The sequence below is a fragment of the Sodalis sp. RH22 genome, assembly GCF_047324165.1.
Taxonomy (GTDB): Bacteria; Pseudomonadota; Gammaproteobacteria; order Enterobacterales; family Enterobacteriaceae; genus Acerihabitans.
Window position 1 is genome coordinate 1,987,559 of the sequence record NZ_CP178731.1, and the last position, 16,835, is coordinate 2,004,393.

Here is a 16,835-nt window from a genome sequence, read left to right on the forward strand (position 1 = left end):
AACTCAGTTAACAGTGCGGGCTGACGAAGTCGAACAGGGCCCTGGCGGGATAGCGGCGCTGCGCGATACGGTTGACCGGCAATACCGGCATCAGCGCATTGCAAATGATCACTTCCTCGGCGTCATCGAGCGCGGCGGCCGGCGCCTCGACCTGTTGCAGGCTGAACGGCGAGGCCGCAAGCAGGTGCATGATATGACGCCGCATAACCCCCGCCACGCCGGCATGGGTCAGCGCCGGTGTATAAACCCGATCCCCGGTGCGCCAGAAAATATTCGCCGCGCAGCATTCAACGATAAAACCCTGCGTATCAAGCACCAGCGCCTCCTCGGCGACGGCATCCCGTTCCAGGTGAGCGCGGATTAATACCTGCTCCAGGCGGTTAAGGTGCTTTATGCCGGCCAATAGCGGACCGCGGGCCAATCTGACTGGACTCAGGGCAAGGCTGACGCCGCTTTCGCGCCAGGCGACATAATGCGCCGGCGCGGCCGTATGGGACATAATACGTAACGGCGCATCGCAACCGGCCGCGCTATACCCCCGGCCGCCGCTGCCGCGGCTGATGAGTACTTTGAGCACGCCTTGCTGTCGGAGTTCCGCCACCCGGCGCATTTCGCTGGTTAATAACCCGCGGTCCAGCGGCGCAAACAACAACCGCTCGCCGGCCTCGGCCAGCCGGTCCAGATGGTAGGGCAGTAAATCGATCGCACCCGCGCGTATGCGCGCGGTGGTAAAAAAACCGTCGCCGAATTGGGTGGCGCGATCGTTTACGGGCAATTGGCGCCGGGGTTTTCCGTTGATCCAATACATAGTTCACCTGGTAAGCGGTCGCCGATGCGGCAATGATAAAAAAATGGCCCGATAAACGGGCCATTAGGCATCACTCTACGATTATATCCGGCGGAATACCAGTGACCCGTTGGTGCCGCCGAAACCGAATGAGTTGCATAATGCATATTCCATTCCAGGCACCTGACGAGCTTCATGGGGCACAAAATCCAAATCGCACTCGGCGTCAGGGTTGTCCAGATTAATGGTGGGCGGAATAGCCCGATCGCGCAGCGCCAGTATGCTGAAAATAGACTCTATCGCCCCGGCGGCGCCCAGCAAATGCCCGGTCATCGATTTCGTGGAGCTGATCATGACCTTGTACGCATCCTGGGCGAACACGGATTTCACCGCGTAGGTTTCAGCTTTATCACCCACCGGCGTGGATGTGCCGTGCGCGTTGATATAGCCGACCTGCGACGGGGTGATGCCCGCGTCACGCAGGGCGTTGACCATGGCCAGCGCCGCCCCCGCGCCGTCTTCCGGCGGCGAGGTCATATGATAGGCATCGCTGCTCATACCAAAACCCACCACTTCGGCGTAAATTTTCGCGCCGCGCTTTTTAGCATGCTCGTACTCTTCCAGCACCATGACGCCGGCGCCGTCGCCCAGCACAAAGCCGTCACGGTCACGATCCCAGGGGCGGCTGGCCGCCTGCGGGTTATCATTACGGGTAGACAGCGCGCGCGCGGCGCCGAAACCGCCGACGCCCAAGGGCGTGCTGCCTTTTTCAGCGCCACCGGCCAACATGACATCCGCATCGTTATAGGCGATTATCCTGGCGGCATGGCCGATATTGTGCACACCCGTGGTACAGGCCGTCGCCACGCAGATACTTGGTCCGCGCAGTCCGCACATGATGGTCAGGTGCCCGGCTATCATGTTGACGATGGTGGAAGGCACAAAAAAAGGACTGATTTTGCGCGGTCCGCCATTCACCAGGGCGGTATGATTTTCTTCAATCAATCCCAACCCGCCGATGCCCGAGCCGATTGCCGCACCGATACGCGGCGCGTTTTCCTCGGTGACCACCAAGCCGGAATCCTGCATGGCCTGGATGCCGGCCGCAATGCCGTACTGTATGAAAATATCCATCTTGCGCGCATCTTTGCGCGACAGATAATCTTCACAATTAAAATTTTTCACTAAGCCAGCAAAACGTGTTGCATAGGCAGTAGTATCAAAATGGTCGATCGGGCCGATGCCACTCTGTCCGGCTAGGAGCGCGCTCCACGTAGATTCTACGGTATTGCCGACAGGAGACAACATGCCAAGTCCGGTCACAACTACTCGACGCTTAGACACGCTTGTCCTCCAAGGAGGGAAAAAAGACACTGTGTGGGACAAAAAACTTAGGCGGTCGAATGACCGCCTAGGGATGTTCGCTTACTGCTGGCTTGCCTGAATAAAATCAATAGCTGCCTGGACAGTAGTGATTTTTTCAGCTTCTTCGTCCGGAATTTCTGTATCAAATTCTTCTTCCAGCGCCATTACCAGCTCAACGGTGTCGAGAGAATCAGCGCCGAGGTCATCGACAAAAGAAGCATTGTTTACGACTTCTTCTTTCTTAACACCCAGTTGCTCAGCGATGATTGCCTTAACGCTTTCTTCGATAGTGCTCATACTCTTAAATTTCCTATCAAAACTCGCTTTCGCGATGGTTTTCGTAGTGTATAAAATGTTGAAAAAGATGCAACTAAATCCCGGCTGGTCAAACCACGATTTTATGCTATTTTGCGGTGTTTACCACAAATAACGCAAATGATTTTCGTGCTTTTTACAGCATATACATGCCGCCGTTGACATGTATCGTTTCACCGGTAATGTATGCCGCCTCGTCAGAGGCGAAAAAAGCAACAGCACTGGCAATTTCTTTCGGATCGCCAAGACGATTTGCCGGAATCCGGGACAAAATGTCCGCACGGTGGTCATCTGTCAACGCATCTGTCATATCAGTCGCAATAAAACCGGGCGCCACCACGTTTACCGTAATGCCGCGCGAGGCGACTTCACGGGCCAACGATTTGCTAAAGCCGATCAATCCGGCTTTGGCGGCGGCATAATTCGCTTGCCCGGCGTTACCCATAGAGCCTACAACAGAACCGATAGTAATGATTCTGCCGTAACGCTTTTTCATCATCGCGCGCATTACCGCCTTGGACATGCGGAAAACGGATGTCAGGTTTGTATCAAGGATAGACTGCCATTCGTCTTCTTTCATGCGCATCAGAAGATTATCACGCGTGATTCCGGCATTATTCACTAAAATATCAGCTTCGCCAAATTCTGCGCGCATTTTCTCTAAAAGAGAATCAATGGATGCGATGTCAGAGACATTAAGTTGCAGCCCTTTGCCCCGGTTGCCCAGATAGGCGCTGATGGCGTCGGCGCCCTGCTCGCTGGTGGCCGTGCCTATGACTGTTGCGCCGCGTTCGGCCAGCAATTCAGCGATAGCGTGACCGATTCCGCGGCTGGCGCCGGTGACCAGGGCGATTTTACCTTCAAAGCTCATTGCATTCCCCATGATTATTGCCCAAGCGCCGCTGCCAGCGACGCCGGATCGTTTACCGCCGCGCCGGAAAGGGTGTCGGCGATGCGTTTGGTCAAGCCGGTGAGCACTTTGCCCGGCCCCGCTTCCAGCACCTGGTCGACCCCTTGCGCGGCAAGGTATTGCACCGTTTCAGTCCAGCGTACCGGATTATACAGCTGGCGCACCAGGGCCAGGCGTATCGCGTCCGGATCCGTCTGCGCCACCACGTCGACGTTATTCACCACCGGCACCCTAGGCGCGGAAAAGGCGATGTCCGCCAATGCCAGCGCCAGCTTATCCGCCGCGGGTTTCATTAACGCGCAATGCGAAGGCACGCTGACCGGCAGCGGCAGCGCACGCTTCGCGCCGGCCGCCTTGCAGGCCGCGTTCGCGCGCTCGACCGCCTCTTTATGGCCGGCGATAACCACCTGTCCGGGAGAATTGAAATTCACCGGCGACACCACCTGTCCCTGCGCCGACTCGCGGCAGGCCTGCTCAATGGCGGCATTGTCGAGGCCGATAATGGCCGACATGGCGCCGATACCCGCGGGCACGGCTTCCTGCATCAGTTTGCCGCGCAGTTCCACCAGCCGCACCGCCTGGGCGAAATCAAGCACCTCCGCGCAGACCAGCGCCGAGTATTCGCCCAGGCTATGGCCGGCCAGCCATGACGGCTGTTGTCCGCCCTGCTGCTGCCAGACGCGCCAGATGGCCACCGAGGCCGCCAGTAGCGCCGGCTGTGTCTGCCAGGTTTTATTCAGCTCTTCCGCCGGGCCTTGCTGGGTCATCTGCCAGAGATCATAACCTAAAGCGGCGGACGCTTCTGCGAAGGTGGCCTCAACCAGCGGAAATTGTGCCGCCAGTTCCGCCAGCATACCGACGGTCTGGGATCCCTGGCCCGGGAATACCATTGCCAATATTGTCATTTTTTTTTAATTCCTGTTAATTCAAAACCGAATCAATGCCGAGCCCCAGGTAAAGCCGCCGCCGAACGCCTCCAGCATCACCAGCTGCCCGCGCTTAATACGGCCGTCGCGCACCGCCTCGTCCAACGCCAGCGGTACGGAGGCGGCGGAGGTATTGCCGTGCCGATCCAGGGTCACCACCACCTTATCCATGCTCATGCTCAGGCGTTTTGCCGTGGCGGTGATGATACGCAGGTTGGCCTGGTGCGGCACCAGCCAGTCCAGCGCCGAGTGGTCCAGTTGATTGGCGTTCAGGGTTTCATCGACGATATGGGCCAGTTCGGTCACCGCCACCTTGAACACTTCATTGCCCGACATGGTCAGGAACGCAGGGGCCGTCGGATCGATGCGGCTGTGGTACGGCAGGGTCAATAGATCGCCATAGCGCCCGTCCGCGTGTAAATGGGTCGATAAAATGCCAGGCTGTTCGGAGCGGCCGAGCAGCACCGCGCCCGCGCCGTCGCCAAACAGGATCAGCGTACCGCGATCGCTGGGATCGAGGGTGCGGCTCAGGGTATCGGAGCCGATCACCAGCGCATAATCCACCGCGCCGTGTTTAACATATTGATCCGCCACGCTCAGGGCGTAGGCAAAACCGGCGCAGGCCGCGGCCATATCGAAAGAGATGGCGTCCCGAAGGCCTAGATGATGCTGGATTTCGCACGCCGAGCTGGGGAAGGCATTGCTCGACGAGGTGGTGGCGACGATGATCAAACCGATCTTGCCCACCTCGACGTCCGCCATTTCCAGCGCGCGCTGCGCGGCGATGAAACCCATGGTGGAAACGGTTTCATCCACCCCGGCGATACGGCGTTCACGAATACCGGTACGCGTTACGATCCATTCGTCGGAGGTATCGACCATTTTTTCCAGGTCCGCATTCGACCTTATTTGTGCCGGCAGATAACTGCCGGTACCGAGAATCTTTGTATACATGTACGCTTAATCACTCTTGGGTAATACCGCATCTAGGCGAGCGGCAATCCGCTCGGGAATCCGCCGCTCCACCGCTTGCATTGCCTGATCGATAGCGACAGCGAACGCGCGCTGATTCGCCGCCCCGTGGCTTTTGATCACCGTGCCACGCAAACCTAACAGGCAAGCGCCATTATATTGGTCAGGATTAAGATGGCCGAATTGGCGCGCGAGGCGTTTTTTCACCCAGCGTTTGACAAGTTTCATCAGCCAACCCTGCCTGCCGCCGTCCCCTGAGGATTTAAGCAAAGACAGAAAAAGTCTTATCACCCCTTCCATGGTCTTTAATGTGACGTTGCCGACAAACCCATCACAGACCAGCACATCGGTCTTCCCTGTCAGCAACTCGTTGGCTTCAAGATAACCTATATAGTTGATTGACGGAATACTTCTCAGTATCGCCGCGGCCTGGTGGATATTATCGAGACCCTTGGTCTCCTCCTCGCCGATATTAAGCAGCGCCACCCGCGGGTTAGCCACGCCCACGATATCCTCCGCCATCACCGCGCCCATAATGGCGAACTGGGCCAGCATCTCGCCATCGCATGCCACATTGGCGCCGAGGTCCAGCACGACCGTCTTGCCCCGCTGCTGGTGCGGCAGCACGGTCATCAACGCCGGACGCTCGATGCCGTCCAGCGGTTTAAGCAACATTATCGCCAACCCCATCAACGCCCCGGTGTTGCCGGCGCTGACACAGGCCTGGGCCTTTCCATCCTTGATCAGCTCAAGCATGATGCGCATTGAGGTGCCGCGGCTGGCCCTGATGGCCTGGGATGGTTTGGCGTCACCGGCAATAACAGATTCGGCGGGAACAACCGTCAATCGCTCAAGTAGAACGGAATCAGTTTTTGCCAGTAAAGGATTTATCGCAGCGGGACTGCCGACAAGCAGCAATGCTAATTGCGGATGAGAAGCCAGTGCCTGCAATGCAGCAGGCACTGTTACGGCGGGACCGAAGTCGCCGCCCATAGCATCTAACGCCAGGGTTAGACGTATCAATGTATCGCCTTGGAATTACTTGGCGATAACTTTGCGACCGCGGTAGAAACCGTCGGCGGTGATGTGGTGACGCAGGTGGGTTTCACCGGAGACTTTGTCCACTGATACGGTAGAGGTGGTCAGCGCGTCGTGTGAACGGCGCATGCCACGGGTAGAACGGGTGGGTTTATTCTGTTGTACGGCCATGGACCTTACTCCTTAAATTACTTTCGCTTTAAACTGGCTAATACGGAAAACGGGTTAGGTTTTTCAACCTCGGACGGCAGCTTGCCGAACACCTGCTCCGCGTCGGACACTTCACAGTGTTCAGTATCATGAACCGGTGCGATCGGCAGCGAAAGAATAACTTCATCTTCAATCATTGCCAGCAGGTCTATCTCGCCAAAACCATCGACATAAACCGCCTCATACGCTTCCGGCAATGCCTCAGCCTGTTCGTCGGTGACAACCGGGCTGAAACAAAATGTCGTGTGCACCTGATGCGCGAACGGCTGGTTGCAGCGCTGGCACAGCAGCGTCACCGCTACGTCCGCACTGCCATCGATCACCGCCAGGCGCTGATTATCAATATTAAATGACAACGACGCCTGAACATCACTATCCACACTTACCACGGATTCGGCAATACGCTTTACCTGCTCAGGCGCATAGACACCAGCATAGTCCAGGCGTTTCTGTGCAGTACGGGCCGCATCGATAGTCAGGGGTAATTTTACTTTTTGCATAGGGCGCGCATATTAACTTTGTAACGGCATAGAGTCAAAGAAAAAGGCCATATTTACCTGCCTTTATCAATATTCGCTTCCGAAGCGGCGAACAGTTTAAAATGACGCACGGAAATACGCCATCGTTGGATGAAAAAATATGTGCAAAATTGTCTTGGCTTCATCGTCGCCGTTTCGCCGGGCGCTAATGGAAAAATTAACCCTGCCGTTTATCGCCGTCGCGCCGGACATCGACGAAACCAGGCTTGCGGACGAATCCGCAGACCACATGGTGCTGCGCCTGGCCGAGGGCAAAGCCCGCGCGCTGGCCGGCCGATACCCCGCTCATCTGATTATCGGCTCCGATCAGTGCTGCGTGCTTGAAGGCCGCATTACCGGCAAACCCCATACGCACGAAAACGCCGTCGGCCAGCTACGGCAAGCCAGCGGCCGGCGCGTGACGTTTTATACCGGCCTGGCGCTGCTTAACAGCCTGACGGGCAGGATCCAGCGTACGGTAGAACCCTTTCATGTCACTTTTCGCACCCTGAGCGAGGCGGAAATCGCGGGTTATGTGGCGCTGGACCAGCCGCTGCACAGCGCGGGCAGCTTCAAAAGCGAGGGGCTGGGCATCAGCCTGTTCGACGCGCTGGAAGGGCGCGATCCCAATGCGTTGATCGGCCTGCCGCTGATTGCGCTGGGCGGGATGCTGCGCAACGAGGGCATCAATCCCCTGCTCACGGACGCGCAGGCGCGCTTGCGCTAGCAGGGCCGCAGCAACCGCCGGCGGGATGGCGATACCGTCGCCCCATTTCCTGCGCGCCGCCTTATTTATCGTTGGCGCGCAGGTAAACCAGGCAATGGCGCAAGCCTTTATCCAGCGGCGCCTCTATGCGCATGGTCTCGCCGGTGGCGGGATGATCGAAGCGCAGGGCCGCGGCATGTAAAAACAGCCGGTGCAGGCCCGATCCCTTGAGCTGTTGATCAAATTGCGCGTCGCCGTAACGATCGTCAAAGGCAATCGGGTGGCCGGCATATTGGGCATGGACGCGTATCTGGTGCGTGCGGCCGGTCACCGGGCTGGCTTTTACCAGGGTGGCGTGCACAAAACGTTCTTCTACCTTGAAGCGCGTTTCCGAGGGTTTGCCGTCGCTGCCCACCCGCACGATGCGCTCGCCGCTGGCGAGGATATTTTTCAACAACGGCGCGCTGACCGTCTTGGTCTGCGACGGCCACTCTCCGGCGACCAGCGCCAGATAGTCCTTCTGCATGCCTTTCATGCGCAGCTGCTCGTGCAGTAAACGCAGGGCCGATCGTTTTTTGGCCACCAGCAGCACACCCGACGTATCCCGATCCAGGCGGTGAACCAGTTCCAGGAACCGGGCATCGGGGCGCAGCGCGCGCAGCCCTTCAATGACGCCGAAACTTAAGCCGCTGCCGCCGTGCACCGCCGTACCGGAAGGCTTGTTTAAAATCAGCAGGTGATCGTCTTCATACAGAACCGCTTCCGCCAGCGCCGCCACTTTGTCCAGCAGCGGCGAAACGGTGTTTTCATCCGGCGCGGACTGACGCACCGGCGGAATCCTGAGCTCATCGCCGTCCAGCAGCTTGTATTCGGGCTTGACCCGTTTTTTATTGACCCGCACTTCCCCTTTTCGCACGATACGATAAATCATGCTCTTCGGTACGCCTTTTAATCGGGTACGCAAAAAGTTGTCGATCCGCTGGCCTGCTTCATCCGCGGAAACGGTTATAAACTGTACGCCTGCATTATTTTCATTCATGGGACGCGATTCTAAATATACCGCCAGCATAGCGCCACTCCTTTTTCTGTGCTTAACTGTGCTTTAATTGGTAAAAAAGTTTTTCGGGTGGATTTCGGCTACGCAGCAGGCAGGCCAGGCAGAAATGTAACCATAAGTCGGAATCTTGTTGCCAAGAGGTAAAGTCGCCTTGCTATATAGGTGTCAGCGGTGGAATAATGCATAAACTTTCCACTCTGCGCCCGTTAAAGGCGAGAAATCGTGGAATTTTTAAATTTGCCTGATCAACCATACACGCAGCAATGGCGTAAGACGTAGTGATTAATCAGGCAGTTAGCGGGCTGCGGATTGCAGCTTGGCCGGCAAAAGGAATTCGTTCTGGCGACCGTTATCAGACGCTATTCCCGCTGTAAATGCGCTGTCTTTCTCTCTGAAAACAGGCTACCGAAACAATGCGCCCCTCTGCGAGCGACAACCGTGAGGTTGACGGCTCGCGACAAGTCACGGGGCCGTCGGTTATCGCCCGGTCATGCGTTTTTTTGCCCGCAGCTCTGATGCCAATGCATAAAAAAGAGTAAGTTAAGATGAAGAGAATGTTAATTAACGCGACTCAGCAAGAGGAGTTGCGCGTTGCTCTGGTAGATGGCCAAAAGCTGTATGATCTGGATATTGAAAGCCCGGGTCATGAACAGAAAAAAGCTAATATTTACAAGGGTAAAATCACCCGAATTGAGCCAAGTCTTGAAGCGGCGTTTGTCGATTACGGCGCCGAGCGACACGGATTTCTTCCCTTGAAAGAAATTGCCCGCGAGTATTTTCCCGCGCAATACGCCTCCCACGGCCGCCCCAATATCAAGGACGTGCTGCGTGAAGGGCAGGAAGTCATTGTCCAGGTTGATAAGGAAGAACGCGGCAATAAAGGCGCCGCGCTCACCACCTTTATCAGCCTGGCCGGCAGTTATCTGGTGCTGATGCCGAACAATCCCCGCGCCGGCGGCATCTCCCGTCGTATCGAGGGTGACGATCGCACTGAGCTGAAGGAAGCGCTGTCGTCGCTGGAACTCCCCGACGGCATGGGCCTTATCGTCCGTACCGCCGGCGTGGGTAAATCCGCCGATGCGCTGCAGTGGGATCTGGCGTTTCGCATCAAGCATTGGGAAGCGATTAAAAAAGCCGCCGAAGGACGTCCCGCGCCCTTCCTGATTCATCAGGAAAGCAACGTCATCGTGCGCGCCTTCCGCGACTATCTGCGTCCGGATATCGGCGAAATCCTGATCGACAATCCCAAGGTGCTCGAAAAAGCGAAAGAACATATCGCCTCCCTCGGCCGCCCCGACTTCAGCAGCAAAATTAAATTGTACAGCGGCGAAATTCCGCTGTTCAGCCATTACCAGATTGAATCGCAAATCGAATCCGCCTTCCAGCGCGAAGTGCGCCTGCCGTCCGGCGGTTCCATCGTTATCGACACCACCGAAGCGCTGACCGCCATCGATATCAACTCCGCCCGCTCCACCCGCGGGGGCGATATCGAGGAAACCGCCTTTAACACCAACCTGGAAGCCGCCGACGAAATAGCCCGTCAATTACGCCTGCGCGACCTGGGCGGCCTTATCGTTATCGACTTTATCGATATGACCCCCGTGCGTCACCAGCGCGAGGTGGAAAATTGCCTGCGTGAATCAGTGCGCCAGGATCGCGCGCGCATCCAGATCGGCCGCATCTCGCGTTTTGGTTTGCTGGAACTCTCGCGCCAGCGCCTGAGCCCGTCGTTGGGTGAATCCAGCCACCATGTCTGCCCGCGTTGCGGCGGTACCGGCACCATTCGTGATAACGAGTCGCTGTCGCTATCCATCCTGCGCCTTATCGAAGAAGAGGCGCTGAAAGAGAATACCCACGAGGTGCATGCCATCGTGCCGGTGCAGATTGCCTCGTACCTGCTCAATGAAAAGCGTGATTCGGTCAACGCCATCGAGCGCCGCCAGGGCGGCGTGCGGGCGATTATCGTGCCGCACGATCAAATGCAAACCCCGCATTACGCGGTGCTGCGCGTGCGCAAGGGCGAAGAAGCGCCAACCCTGAGCTATCTGTTGCCGCAACTGCACGAAGCGGAAATGGCCCAGCCGTCCGAAGAACCGGCGGCCGAGCGTAAGCTGCCTGAACAACCCGCGCTGGCTGCTTTCGTTATGCCGGATTCGCCGCCGATGTCGCCTGAGCCGGTGATTGAGGAACCCGCGCCGGTAGCCCGGGAAACCGGCGTCAAGGCCGTCGCCAAGCCCGAAAAATCCGCTGAGCCGGCTTCCGCCGGGTTATTCAGCCGCGCGGTAAACCGCCTGAAAAGCTGGTTTAGCGATCCTGAGGAAGATACCTCGGTAAAAACCGCCGAACCGGTCCTGCCGAAGGAAGAGACCCCTGCCGTAGCCGAACCCGCCGAGGCGCCGCGTCGCCAGCAGCAGGATCGCCGCGGCCAGCGCCGCCAGAATGTCCGCCGCGATCGTAACGGCGAGCGTGAGCAGCGCGCGCCGCAGGAAGGACGCCAGCCGCGTGAAGCGCGTGAGCCCCGTGAACCGCGCGAACGCCGCGAACCCCGTGACGATGCGCGTAGTAAAGGCAAACGCCAGAACGCGCCGGTCGAGACCGAGATGCTTGACGCCGTGATAGCCGAGAAGCCGCAGACCGAGGAGGAGCAGACGCAACGCCGCGAACCGCGCGCCGATCGTCCGCGCCGTCGCCAGGAAGATAAGCGCCAGCCGCAGGAAGCCAAACCCCTGCCGGTTGAGGTTGAGGTTGAGGCCGAGCCCGAGATGATCGAGCCCGAAGCCGTAGCCCTGGCCGAACCGGTGAACGATGACGATAAACCGACGCCAATCGTTCCGCGCCGCCAGCGTCGCAATCTGTCCCAGAAAGTGCGGGTCACCGATGACGCGGCCGACGTTACGCAGGTCGCCGCCGCAGGCGAAAGCGTCCGCGAAGACACCGGCTCGCAGCCGGATATCAGGTTCCAGGCCGGCAGCGCGCCGACCCCTGACATCATGTTCCAAACCGAGGACGCTCCGGCGCCCGAAGGGCTGGACAACAGCGCGCAGGAAGGCCGCAACGGCAACGAAGCGGGCCTGCCCCGCCGTTCGCGTCGCTCCCCGCGCCATTTGCGGGTCAGCGGCCAGCGTCGCCGCCGTTATCGTGACGAGCGTTATCTTGGGCAATCGCCGATGCCGCTCAGCGGCGCGGTGGCCTCTCCCGAGATGGCGTCCGGCAAGGTCTGGATCAGCTATCCCATCACGCCTGTCGAACGTTTTGAACAAAACCCGTCGACGGTGACGGAACTGCCGGAACCTGTCGCGACGACCGCGGTAAACGTCATGCCGCTGCCTGAACCGACCACGGCGGGGGCGGAAAACACCGCGCCGCCACAGGTCGCCGATGCTACCGGCAGCCAGGGCGGCGGCAACGAGCACACCCGTGACCGCGACGTGGCCAGCGCCCTCGACAGCATTGTCGACAGCAGCACCGTCGCCGGGCCGGCAGGCGTCGCCACCACCGACGCCCTGGCGCCGCAGGAATTGCCCGCGGCGACCCTGGTTCCGCTTGAGCCGACCCCGGCCCAACTGGCGGCGGCCGATGAGGTACCCGATGTCATCCAGGCGCAAGATCGCGGCGTGGCGCAGGACACCCTGGCCGCAGCCCAACCGGCCGCGTCCGTGGCGGATACCGACGCCGCGTCGTTTGCCACGCTGGCCCCGGATCTGACGGAACAGGAACAGCCGGCAAGCGTAACGCCGTCGGCTGTCGCGAGCCAACCGGCCGTTGTCCTGCTTTCCGATGATATCATTGCCGCCTTGCAGGTATCGCGTCTGTCGCCGCCACGCCAAGTAGCGGAAGCCGCGCCGCTGGTCAGCGCCCCGGTGGCACCGCACGCTACCGTCGCCGATACGCAACCGGCCCTGGCATCCCCGGCGGCGGACGCCGCCGGGGCGCAATCGGCCCACGCAGCGCCGACGCCGGTTGCCGACGGGCAACCGCAACCGGCCCCCGCTATCCCGAACGGACAGCAGGAAGTCCAGCCAGAAGACGACAAGGCGCAGCCCATTCTTAAACAGCATGTCAGCGCCCCCATGACCAAGGCCCCTGCGCCCGTTTACAGCCCGGCCCCCGAGCCTGTGAAGCAGTGGCAGCGTCCGGAGTACCGGTTCGAGGGACGCGGTTCGGCGGGCGGCCACGCGGCCGCAAATCAGGCCGCCGCCCCGGCGACCCGGCCAACGCCGAAGGACGACGACTGATATTGCCATCCAAACCCGCTGCGGCGGGTTTTTTTATAATGCAACTTCCGCCCGATATGCTTATTCTAATACCCCGCCGTTAATCTGATATTGACCCGTTTGTCCGTACTCAATAGCCGGAGCCTTATTCATGACCGCACAGCCGACAGAACTCCATATCCGCCGTCCCGACGACTGGCATCTGCATTTACGCGACGACGATATGCTGCGTACCGTATTGCCTTATACCAGCCGCGTCTTTGGCCGGGCTATCGTGATGCCGAACCTGACGCCGCCGATTACGTCCATAGAACAGGCCGTTGCGTATCGCGGGCGGATACTGGCGGCATTGCCCGCCGGCCACCGTTTCCAGCCTCTGATGACCTGCTACCTTACCGATACGCTGGATAAAACGCAGTTAGTGACGGGATTCCAGCAAGGCGTTTTCAGCGCCGCGAAATTATATCCGGCCAACGCCACCACCAATTCCAGCCACGGCGTGACCAGTGTCCCCGGCATTTACCCCCTGCTCGGCGCCATGGAAGAAATCGGCATGCCGTTGCTGATCCACGGCGAGGTCACGGCGCCTGAGATTGATATCTTCGATCGCGAGGCGTGTTTTATCGATCGGATCCTGGAACCGGTACGCCGGCGCTTTCCGGCGCTGAAAATTGTCCTGGAACATATCACTACCCGCGAAGCGGCGCAGTATGTACTGGCCGCGGACAGCCATCTGGCCGCCACCATCACCCCGCAGCACCTGATGTTCAACCGCAATCATATGTTGGTGGGCGGAGTACGGCCGCATCTCTACTGCCTGCCGATCCTGAAACGCAATACGCATCAGGAAGCGCTGCGCGCCGCCGTTGCCGGGGGCTGCGATCGACTGTTCCTGGGCACCGATTCGGCTCCGCACAGCCGCGACCGCAAAGAGTGCGACTGCGGCTGCGCCGGCGTGTTTAATGCGCCTAACGTTCTCGCCGCTTATGCCACGGTATTTGAGGAAATCGGCGCCTTGGCGCACTTTGAAGCGTTCTGTTCGCTGAACGGCCCACGCTTTTATGGGCTGCCGCCGAACGATGATTTCATTACCCTGCGTCGGCATACCCATCTGCAGCCGGACAGTATTCCGCTGGGCGACGACGTCCTGGTGCCGTTTCTGGCCGGACAGGCGCTGCACTGGTGGGTGGAAGCCTGATGGACGCAAGTCGATGCCGATGGGCTTTATCAGTATCCGCTGTAAAATAAAAGCCTGTTGGCGCTTGCACTGGCGACGGCGACACTGTATAAATAAACAGGCGTTGATACTATGAGAAAAAATATGCGTATCGAAATTACTCTTGCTAAAGCGACACCGCTTCCCGCAGGCGCGCTTGAGGCATTGACCAAGGAATTTACGGCCCGGATTGATAAACAGTTTACTGATTCCCATGTCCAGGTGCGCTATGCGGGCGCCAACGGCATCAGCGTTATGGGAGGCAGTAAAGAAGACAAGGCGCTGATCACCGATATCCTGCAAGAAACGTGGGAAAGCGCCGACGATTGGTTTGACTCTCAATAATAAGAAGTTTGTACTGTCGCTTCGCCGGGATTCATTCCCGGCTTTTTTATGCCAAAAATTCTGTTAAACGAGGCTTTTAGCGAATTTTTGCGCTTCCCCTATTGGCAAATGCGTTTTTCTGGGCTGTAATCACCCCAAGCAGCGCATTGTGCACAAACCGTCCCGGGGAGAATGCCTATATGATTGCCAATAAACCTGAAGAAGCAATGACGTTCGGCGAACTGCTGGCATTAATTGGCGAGCAGCAGCGCAGGCTTAATGTACTGGAGATCGCGTTTTCTTACCTGTCATTCAGCCTGGATGAAAAAGCCAATCAGTTACTCATCCACAACCTGATGCTGGAATCCCAAAACCAAAACCGCGATGCGATCATGCAAAAATATTTCGCCCAGCTGGCCGAAGAGCTGGCCAAACGCATCGGCCCGGTAATTCCGCCCGCCGCCGTCTAATTCCATCCACACGCCCACCCCGCCCACGGTAGCCAATACGTCGTGGCCTCGCGCTATTTCTGATGACGCGTTTAACGAAATAGTACAAAAGTTAAAAAAAATCGTTCAATTAGCAAAAAAAGTGACAAACAAGGGTATACTTAAATTGCTCGCTAAAATGGAGCCGCACTGAGCCTCAAAGACACTCTTTGTTTTATTAAACGAGTCAGAAAAAGGGGTATTTATGGACAGAAAAAACGAGATAATCCATACCCATCCATTGGTCGGCTGGGACATCAGCACCGTAGACGCCTACAATGCCATGATGATCCGCCTGCATTACATCAATTCCCCCAGCCAGGCCACCGAAGATGCGGAAGTGGACAGAACCCTATGGCTGACCACAGATGTCGCGAAGCAATTGATTTCGATCCTTGAAGCGGGCATCGCCAAAATTGAAGCAACGGAATATCACGATATTGATCACCGAAAACATTAATCTCGACCACTACCCCTCAGGCACCCGCTGCTTTGCACCGGGTGTTTTTTTTATTATGCTGGGGCCATGTTTCCGCCAGATGACAATGCCCTCCTAATTCCAGATTTTTCCCCGTATCCTCGACCTGAGGGTTTGAGCGGGGCCCAGCAGGAAAAATGAGCATGGTATACGATCTGATTATTATCGGCAGCGGTTCCGTGGGTTCCGCGGCAGGGTTTTACGCTACCGAAGCCGGCCTCAATGTGTTGATGATTGACGCCGCGTTCCCCCCCCACCGCGGCGGCAGCCATCATGGCGATACACGCATTATCCGCCATGCCTATGGCGAAGGGAAAAAATACGTTCCCCTGGCGCTGCGGGCGCAAACGCTCTGGGAAGAGCTCTCGGCGCGGGGCGGCACGCCGGTGTTTCACCGCAGCGGCGTACTTAATCTGGGACCGCGCCAGGCGGAGTTTATCAAACGGGCCATCGACAGCGCCCACGCCTATAAACTGCCGTGCGAAATACTCAATGCCGGCCAGGTTGTCGCCCGCTGGCCGGCGTTCAGCCTGCCGGATGATTATCTTGGGGTCTTTGAACCCCAGGCGGGTTATCTCAAGTCGGAGCTGGCTGTGGCCACTTATATCCGCCTGGCCGAGCAGGCCGGCTGCGCCCAGCTGTTTAACTGCGGCGTTACCGATATCAGCCATGGCGCCATGACCTTCGACATCACCACGGTGGAAGGCAGCCACTACCAGGCGCATAAGCTGCTGGTCTCGGCCGGCACGTGGGTGAAAACCCTGCTGCCGTCGCTGCCGGTGCAACCGGTGCGTAAGGTGTTTTCCTGGCATCAGGCCGACGGGCGCTTCAGCGAGGACAATCATTTCCCGGCGTTTACCGCCCTGACGCCGGACGGCAGTCAATATTATGGCTTCCCGGCCATCAAAAACGAACTCAAGGTGGGTAAACACGACGGCGGGCAGATGATCGACGAGCCGGGACAGCGCACGCCTTTCGGCAGCCATGCGGCGGACGGCAATGAAACCTTTGGTTTTCTACGCTATTTCTTGCCGGGGGTCGGCGTTTGCCTGAGCGGCGAAGCCTGTACCTACGATCTCTCGCCGGATGAGGATTTTATTATCGATACCCTGCCCGGCAACGACGACCTGCTGATCATCAGCGGCCTGAGCGGCCACGGCTTTAAATTCGCCAGCGTGCTGGGCGAAATCGCCGCCGGGTTTGCCGCCGGACGCGAGAGCGGCTTTGACCTTTCACCCTTCCGGCTGCGGCGCTTCGGATAAGGCTTACCCGCCGCTGGCGGGCAGCCCGTGCCTTGCGCCGCGTGCGGCT

Annotated in this window: 17 protein-coding genes; 7 read left to right on the forward strand and 10 right to left on the reverse strand. The window is 58.4% G+C overall.

Going from position 1 to position 16,835, the window contains the following annotated elements; translation table 11 throughout:
• Positions 1 to 7: 7 nt before the first annotated feature.
• The 9 genes from pabC to yceD form a co-directional block, all read right to left on the reverse strand.
• Entirely contained in the window at positions 8 to 808 is an 801-nt protein-coding gene (pabC, locus tag ACL2XN_RS08990; protein ID WP_410015752.1) for an aminodeoxychorismate lyase, read from the reverse strand.
• A gap of 81 nt (positions 809 to 889) precedes the next feature.
• Positions 890 to 2,131: a beta-ketoacyl-ACP synthase II gene (fabF, locus tag ACL2XN_RS08995; RefSeq protein ID WP_410015753.1), complete on the reverse strand. Its 1,242-nt coding sequence runs from the start codon at positions 2,129 to 2,131 to the stop codon at positions 890 to 892.
• Positions 2,132 to 2,212: 81 nt separating this feature from the next.
• Positions 2,213 to 2,449, reverse strand: a complete 237-nt coding sequence (gene acpP, locus ACL2XN_RS09000; protein ID WP_011410921.1) for an acyl carrier protein — start codon at positions 2,447 to 2,449, stop codon at positions 2,213 to 2,215.
• Positions 2,450 to 2,603: 154 nt separating this feature from the next.
• A complete protein-coding gene (gene fabG / locus ACL2XN_RS09005; protein ID WP_413730701.1) occupies positions 2,604 to 3,338 on the reverse strand; it encodes a 3-oxoacyl-ACP reductase FabG in 735 nt (244 codons plus the stop codon).
• A gap of 14 nt (positions 3,339 to 3,352) precedes the next feature.
• Positions 3,353 to 4,282, reverse strand: coding sequence for an ACP S-malonyltransferase (gene fabD / locus ACL2XN_RS09010; protein ID WP_410015755.1), 930 nt, complete (start codon positions 4,280 to 4,282; stop codon positions 3,353 to 3,355).
• 21 nt (positions 4,283 to 4,303) lie between these two features.
• Positions 4,304 to 5,257, reverse strand: coding sequence for a beta-ketoacyl-ACP synthase III (locus tag ACL2XN_RS09015; RefSeq protein WP_410015756.1), 954 nt, complete (start codon positions 5,255 to 5,257; stop codon positions 4,304 to 4,306).
• Positions 5,258 to 5,263: 6 nt separating this feature from the next.
• The gene (plsX, locus tag ACL2XN_RS09020; protein ID WP_413722429.1) at positions 5,264 to 6,298 is read right to left on the reverse strand and encodes a phosphate acyltransferase PlsX; all 1,035 of its coding nucleotides are present in this window, start codon (positions 6,296 to 6,298) and stop codon (positions 5,264 to 5,266) included.
• A gap of 15 nt (positions 6,299 to 6,313) precedes the next feature.
• Positions 6,314 to 6,484, reverse strand: coding sequence for a 50S ribosomal protein L32 (gene rpmF / locus ACL2XN_RS09025; protein ID WP_162364591.1), 171 nt, complete (start codon positions 6,482 to 6,484; stop codon positions 6,314 to 6,316).
• A gap of 17 nt (positions 6,485 to 6,501) precedes the next feature.
• Positions 6,502 to 7,023 carry a 23S rRNA accumulation protein YceD gene (yceD, locus tag ACL2XN_RS09030; RefSeq protein ID WP_331122489.1) on the reverse strand — a complete coding sequence of 174 codons (522 nt, stop codon included), beginning with the start codon at positions 7,021 to 7,023 and terminating at the stop codon, positions 6,502 to 6,504.
• Between the two features lie 139 nt (positions 7,024 to 7,162).
• On the opposite strand from yceD, the gene ACL2XN_RS09035 reads away from it, so the two are divergent.
• Positions 7,163 to 7,768, forward strand: a complete 606-nt coding sequence (locus tag ACL2XN_RS09035) for a Maf family protein (RefSeq protein ID WP_413728670.1) — start codon at positions 7,163 to 7,165, stop codon at positions 7,766 to 7,768.
• 61 nt (positions 7,769 to 7,829) lie between these two features.
• Here ACL2XN_RS09035 and rluC read toward each other — a convergent pair whose 3' ends face one another.
• Positions 7,830 to 8,786, reverse strand: coding sequence for a 23S rRNA pseudouridine(955/2504/2580) synthase RluC (gene rluC / locus ACL2XN_RS09040; RefSeq protein ID WP_410015759.1), 957 nt, complete (start codon positions 8,784 to 8,786; stop codon positions 7,830 to 7,832).
• Positions 8,787 to 9,349: 563 nt separating this feature from the next.
• On the opposite strand from rluC, the gene rne reads away from it, so the two are divergent.
• The 6 genes from rne (at position 9,350) to solA (ending at position 16,786) form a co-directional block, all read left to right on the forward strand.
• On the forward strand, positions 9,350 to 13,039 hold the full coding sequence (rne, locus tag ACL2XN_RS09045) for a ribonuclease E (RefSeq protein WP_413730702.1): 3,690 nt from the start codon (positions 9,350 to 9,352) through the stop codon (positions 13,037 to 13,039).
• A 130-nt stretch (positions 13,040 to 13,169) separates the two neighbouring features.
• On the forward strand, positions 13,170 to 14,216 hold the full coding sequence (pyrC, locus tag ACL2XN_RS09050) for a dihydroorotase (protein ID WP_413722426.1): 1,047 nt from the start codon (positions 13,170 to 13,172) through the stop codon (positions 14,214 to 14,216).
• 123 nt (positions 14,217 to 14,339) lie between these two features.
• Positions 14,340 to 14,579 (forward strand): DNA damage-inducible protein I, encoded by a 240-nt coding sequence (gene dinI, locus ACL2XN_RS09055; RefSeq protein ID WP_410016581.1) that lies wholly within the window; start codon positions 14,340 to 14,342, stop codon positions 14,577 to 14,579.
• Positions 14,580 to 14,758: 179 nt separating this feature from the next.
• On the forward strand, positions 14,759 to 15,028 hold the full coding sequence (locus ACL2XN_RS09060; RefSeq protein WP_410015762.1) for a hypothetical protein: 270 nt from the start codon (positions 14,759 to 14,761) through the stop codon (positions 15,026 to 15,028).
• A 223-nt stretch (positions 15,029 to 15,251) separates the two neighbouring features.
• Positions 15,252 to 15,506, forward strand: coding sequence for a biofilm formation regulator BssS (gene bssS / locus ACL2XN_RS09065; protein WP_410015763.1), 255 nt, complete (start codon positions 15,252 to 15,254; stop codon positions 15,504 to 15,506).
• Positions 15,507 to 15,667: 161 nt separating this feature from the next.
• Positions 15,668 to 16,786: an N-methyl-L-tryptophan oxidase gene (solA, locus tag ACL2XN_RS09070; protein ID WP_410016582.1), complete on the forward strand. Its 1,119-nt coding sequence runs from the start codon at positions 15,668 to 15,670 to the stop codon at positions 16,784 to 16,786.
• Positions 16,787 to 16,835: the final 49 nt, after the last annotated feature.

Coding starts and splice junctions, on each gene's coding strand:
- acpP (WP_011410921.1), bottom strand. CDS start 2,449: ATGAGCACTATCGAAGAAAGCGTTAAGGCAATCATCGCTGAGCAACTG.
- ACL2XN_RS09015 (WP_410015756.1), bottom strand. CDS start 5,257: ATGTATACAAAGATTCTCGGTACCGGCAGTTATCTGCCGGCACAAATA.
- rluC (WP_410015759.1), bottom strand. CDS start 8,786: ATGAATGAAAATAATGCAGGCGTACAGTTTATAACCGTTTCCGCGGAT.
- pabC (WP_410015752.1), bottom strand. CDS start 808: ATGTATTGGATCAACGGAAAACCCCGGCGCCAATTGCCCGTAAACGAT.
- bssS (WP_410015763.1), top strand. CDS start 15,252: ATGGACAGAAAAAACGAGATAATCCATACCCATCCATTGGTCGGCTGG.
- rne (WP_413730702.1), top strand. CDS start 9,350: ATGAAGAGAATGTTAATTAACGCGACTCAGCAAGAGGAGTTGCGCGTT.
- solA (WP_410016582.1), top strand. CDS start 15,668: ATGGTATACGATCTGATTATTATCGGCAGCGGTTCCGTGGGTTCCGCG.
- ACL2XN_RS09060 (WP_410015762.1), top strand. CDS start 14,759: ATGATTGCCAATAAACCTGAAGAAGCAATGACGTTCGGCGAACTGCTG.
- ACL2XN_RS09035 (WP_413728670.1), top strand. CDS start 7,163: ATGTGCAAAATTGTCTTGGCTTCATCGTCGCCGTTTCGCCGGGCGCTA.
- fabD (WP_410015755.1), bottom strand. CDS start 4,282: ATGACAATATTGGCAATGGTATTCCCGGGCCAGGGATCCCAGACCGTC.
- fabG (WP_413730701.1), bottom strand. CDS start 3,338: ATGAGCTTTGAAGGTAAAATCGCCCTGGTCACCGGCGCCAGCCGCGGA.
- pyrC (WP_413722426.1), top strand. CDS start 13,170: ATGACCGCACAGCCGACAGAACTCCATATCCGCCGTCCCGACGACTGG.
- rpmF (WP_162364591.1), bottom strand. CDS start 6,484: ATGGCCGTACAACAGAATAAACCCACCCGTTCTACCCGTGGCATGCGC.
- yceD (WP_331122489.1), bottom strand. CDS start 7,023: ATGCAAAAAGTAAAATTACCCCTGACTATCGATGCGGCCCGTACTGCA.
- dinI (WP_410016581.1), top strand. CDS start 14,340: ATGCGTATCGAAATTACTCTTGCTAAAGCGACACCGCTTCCCGCAGGC.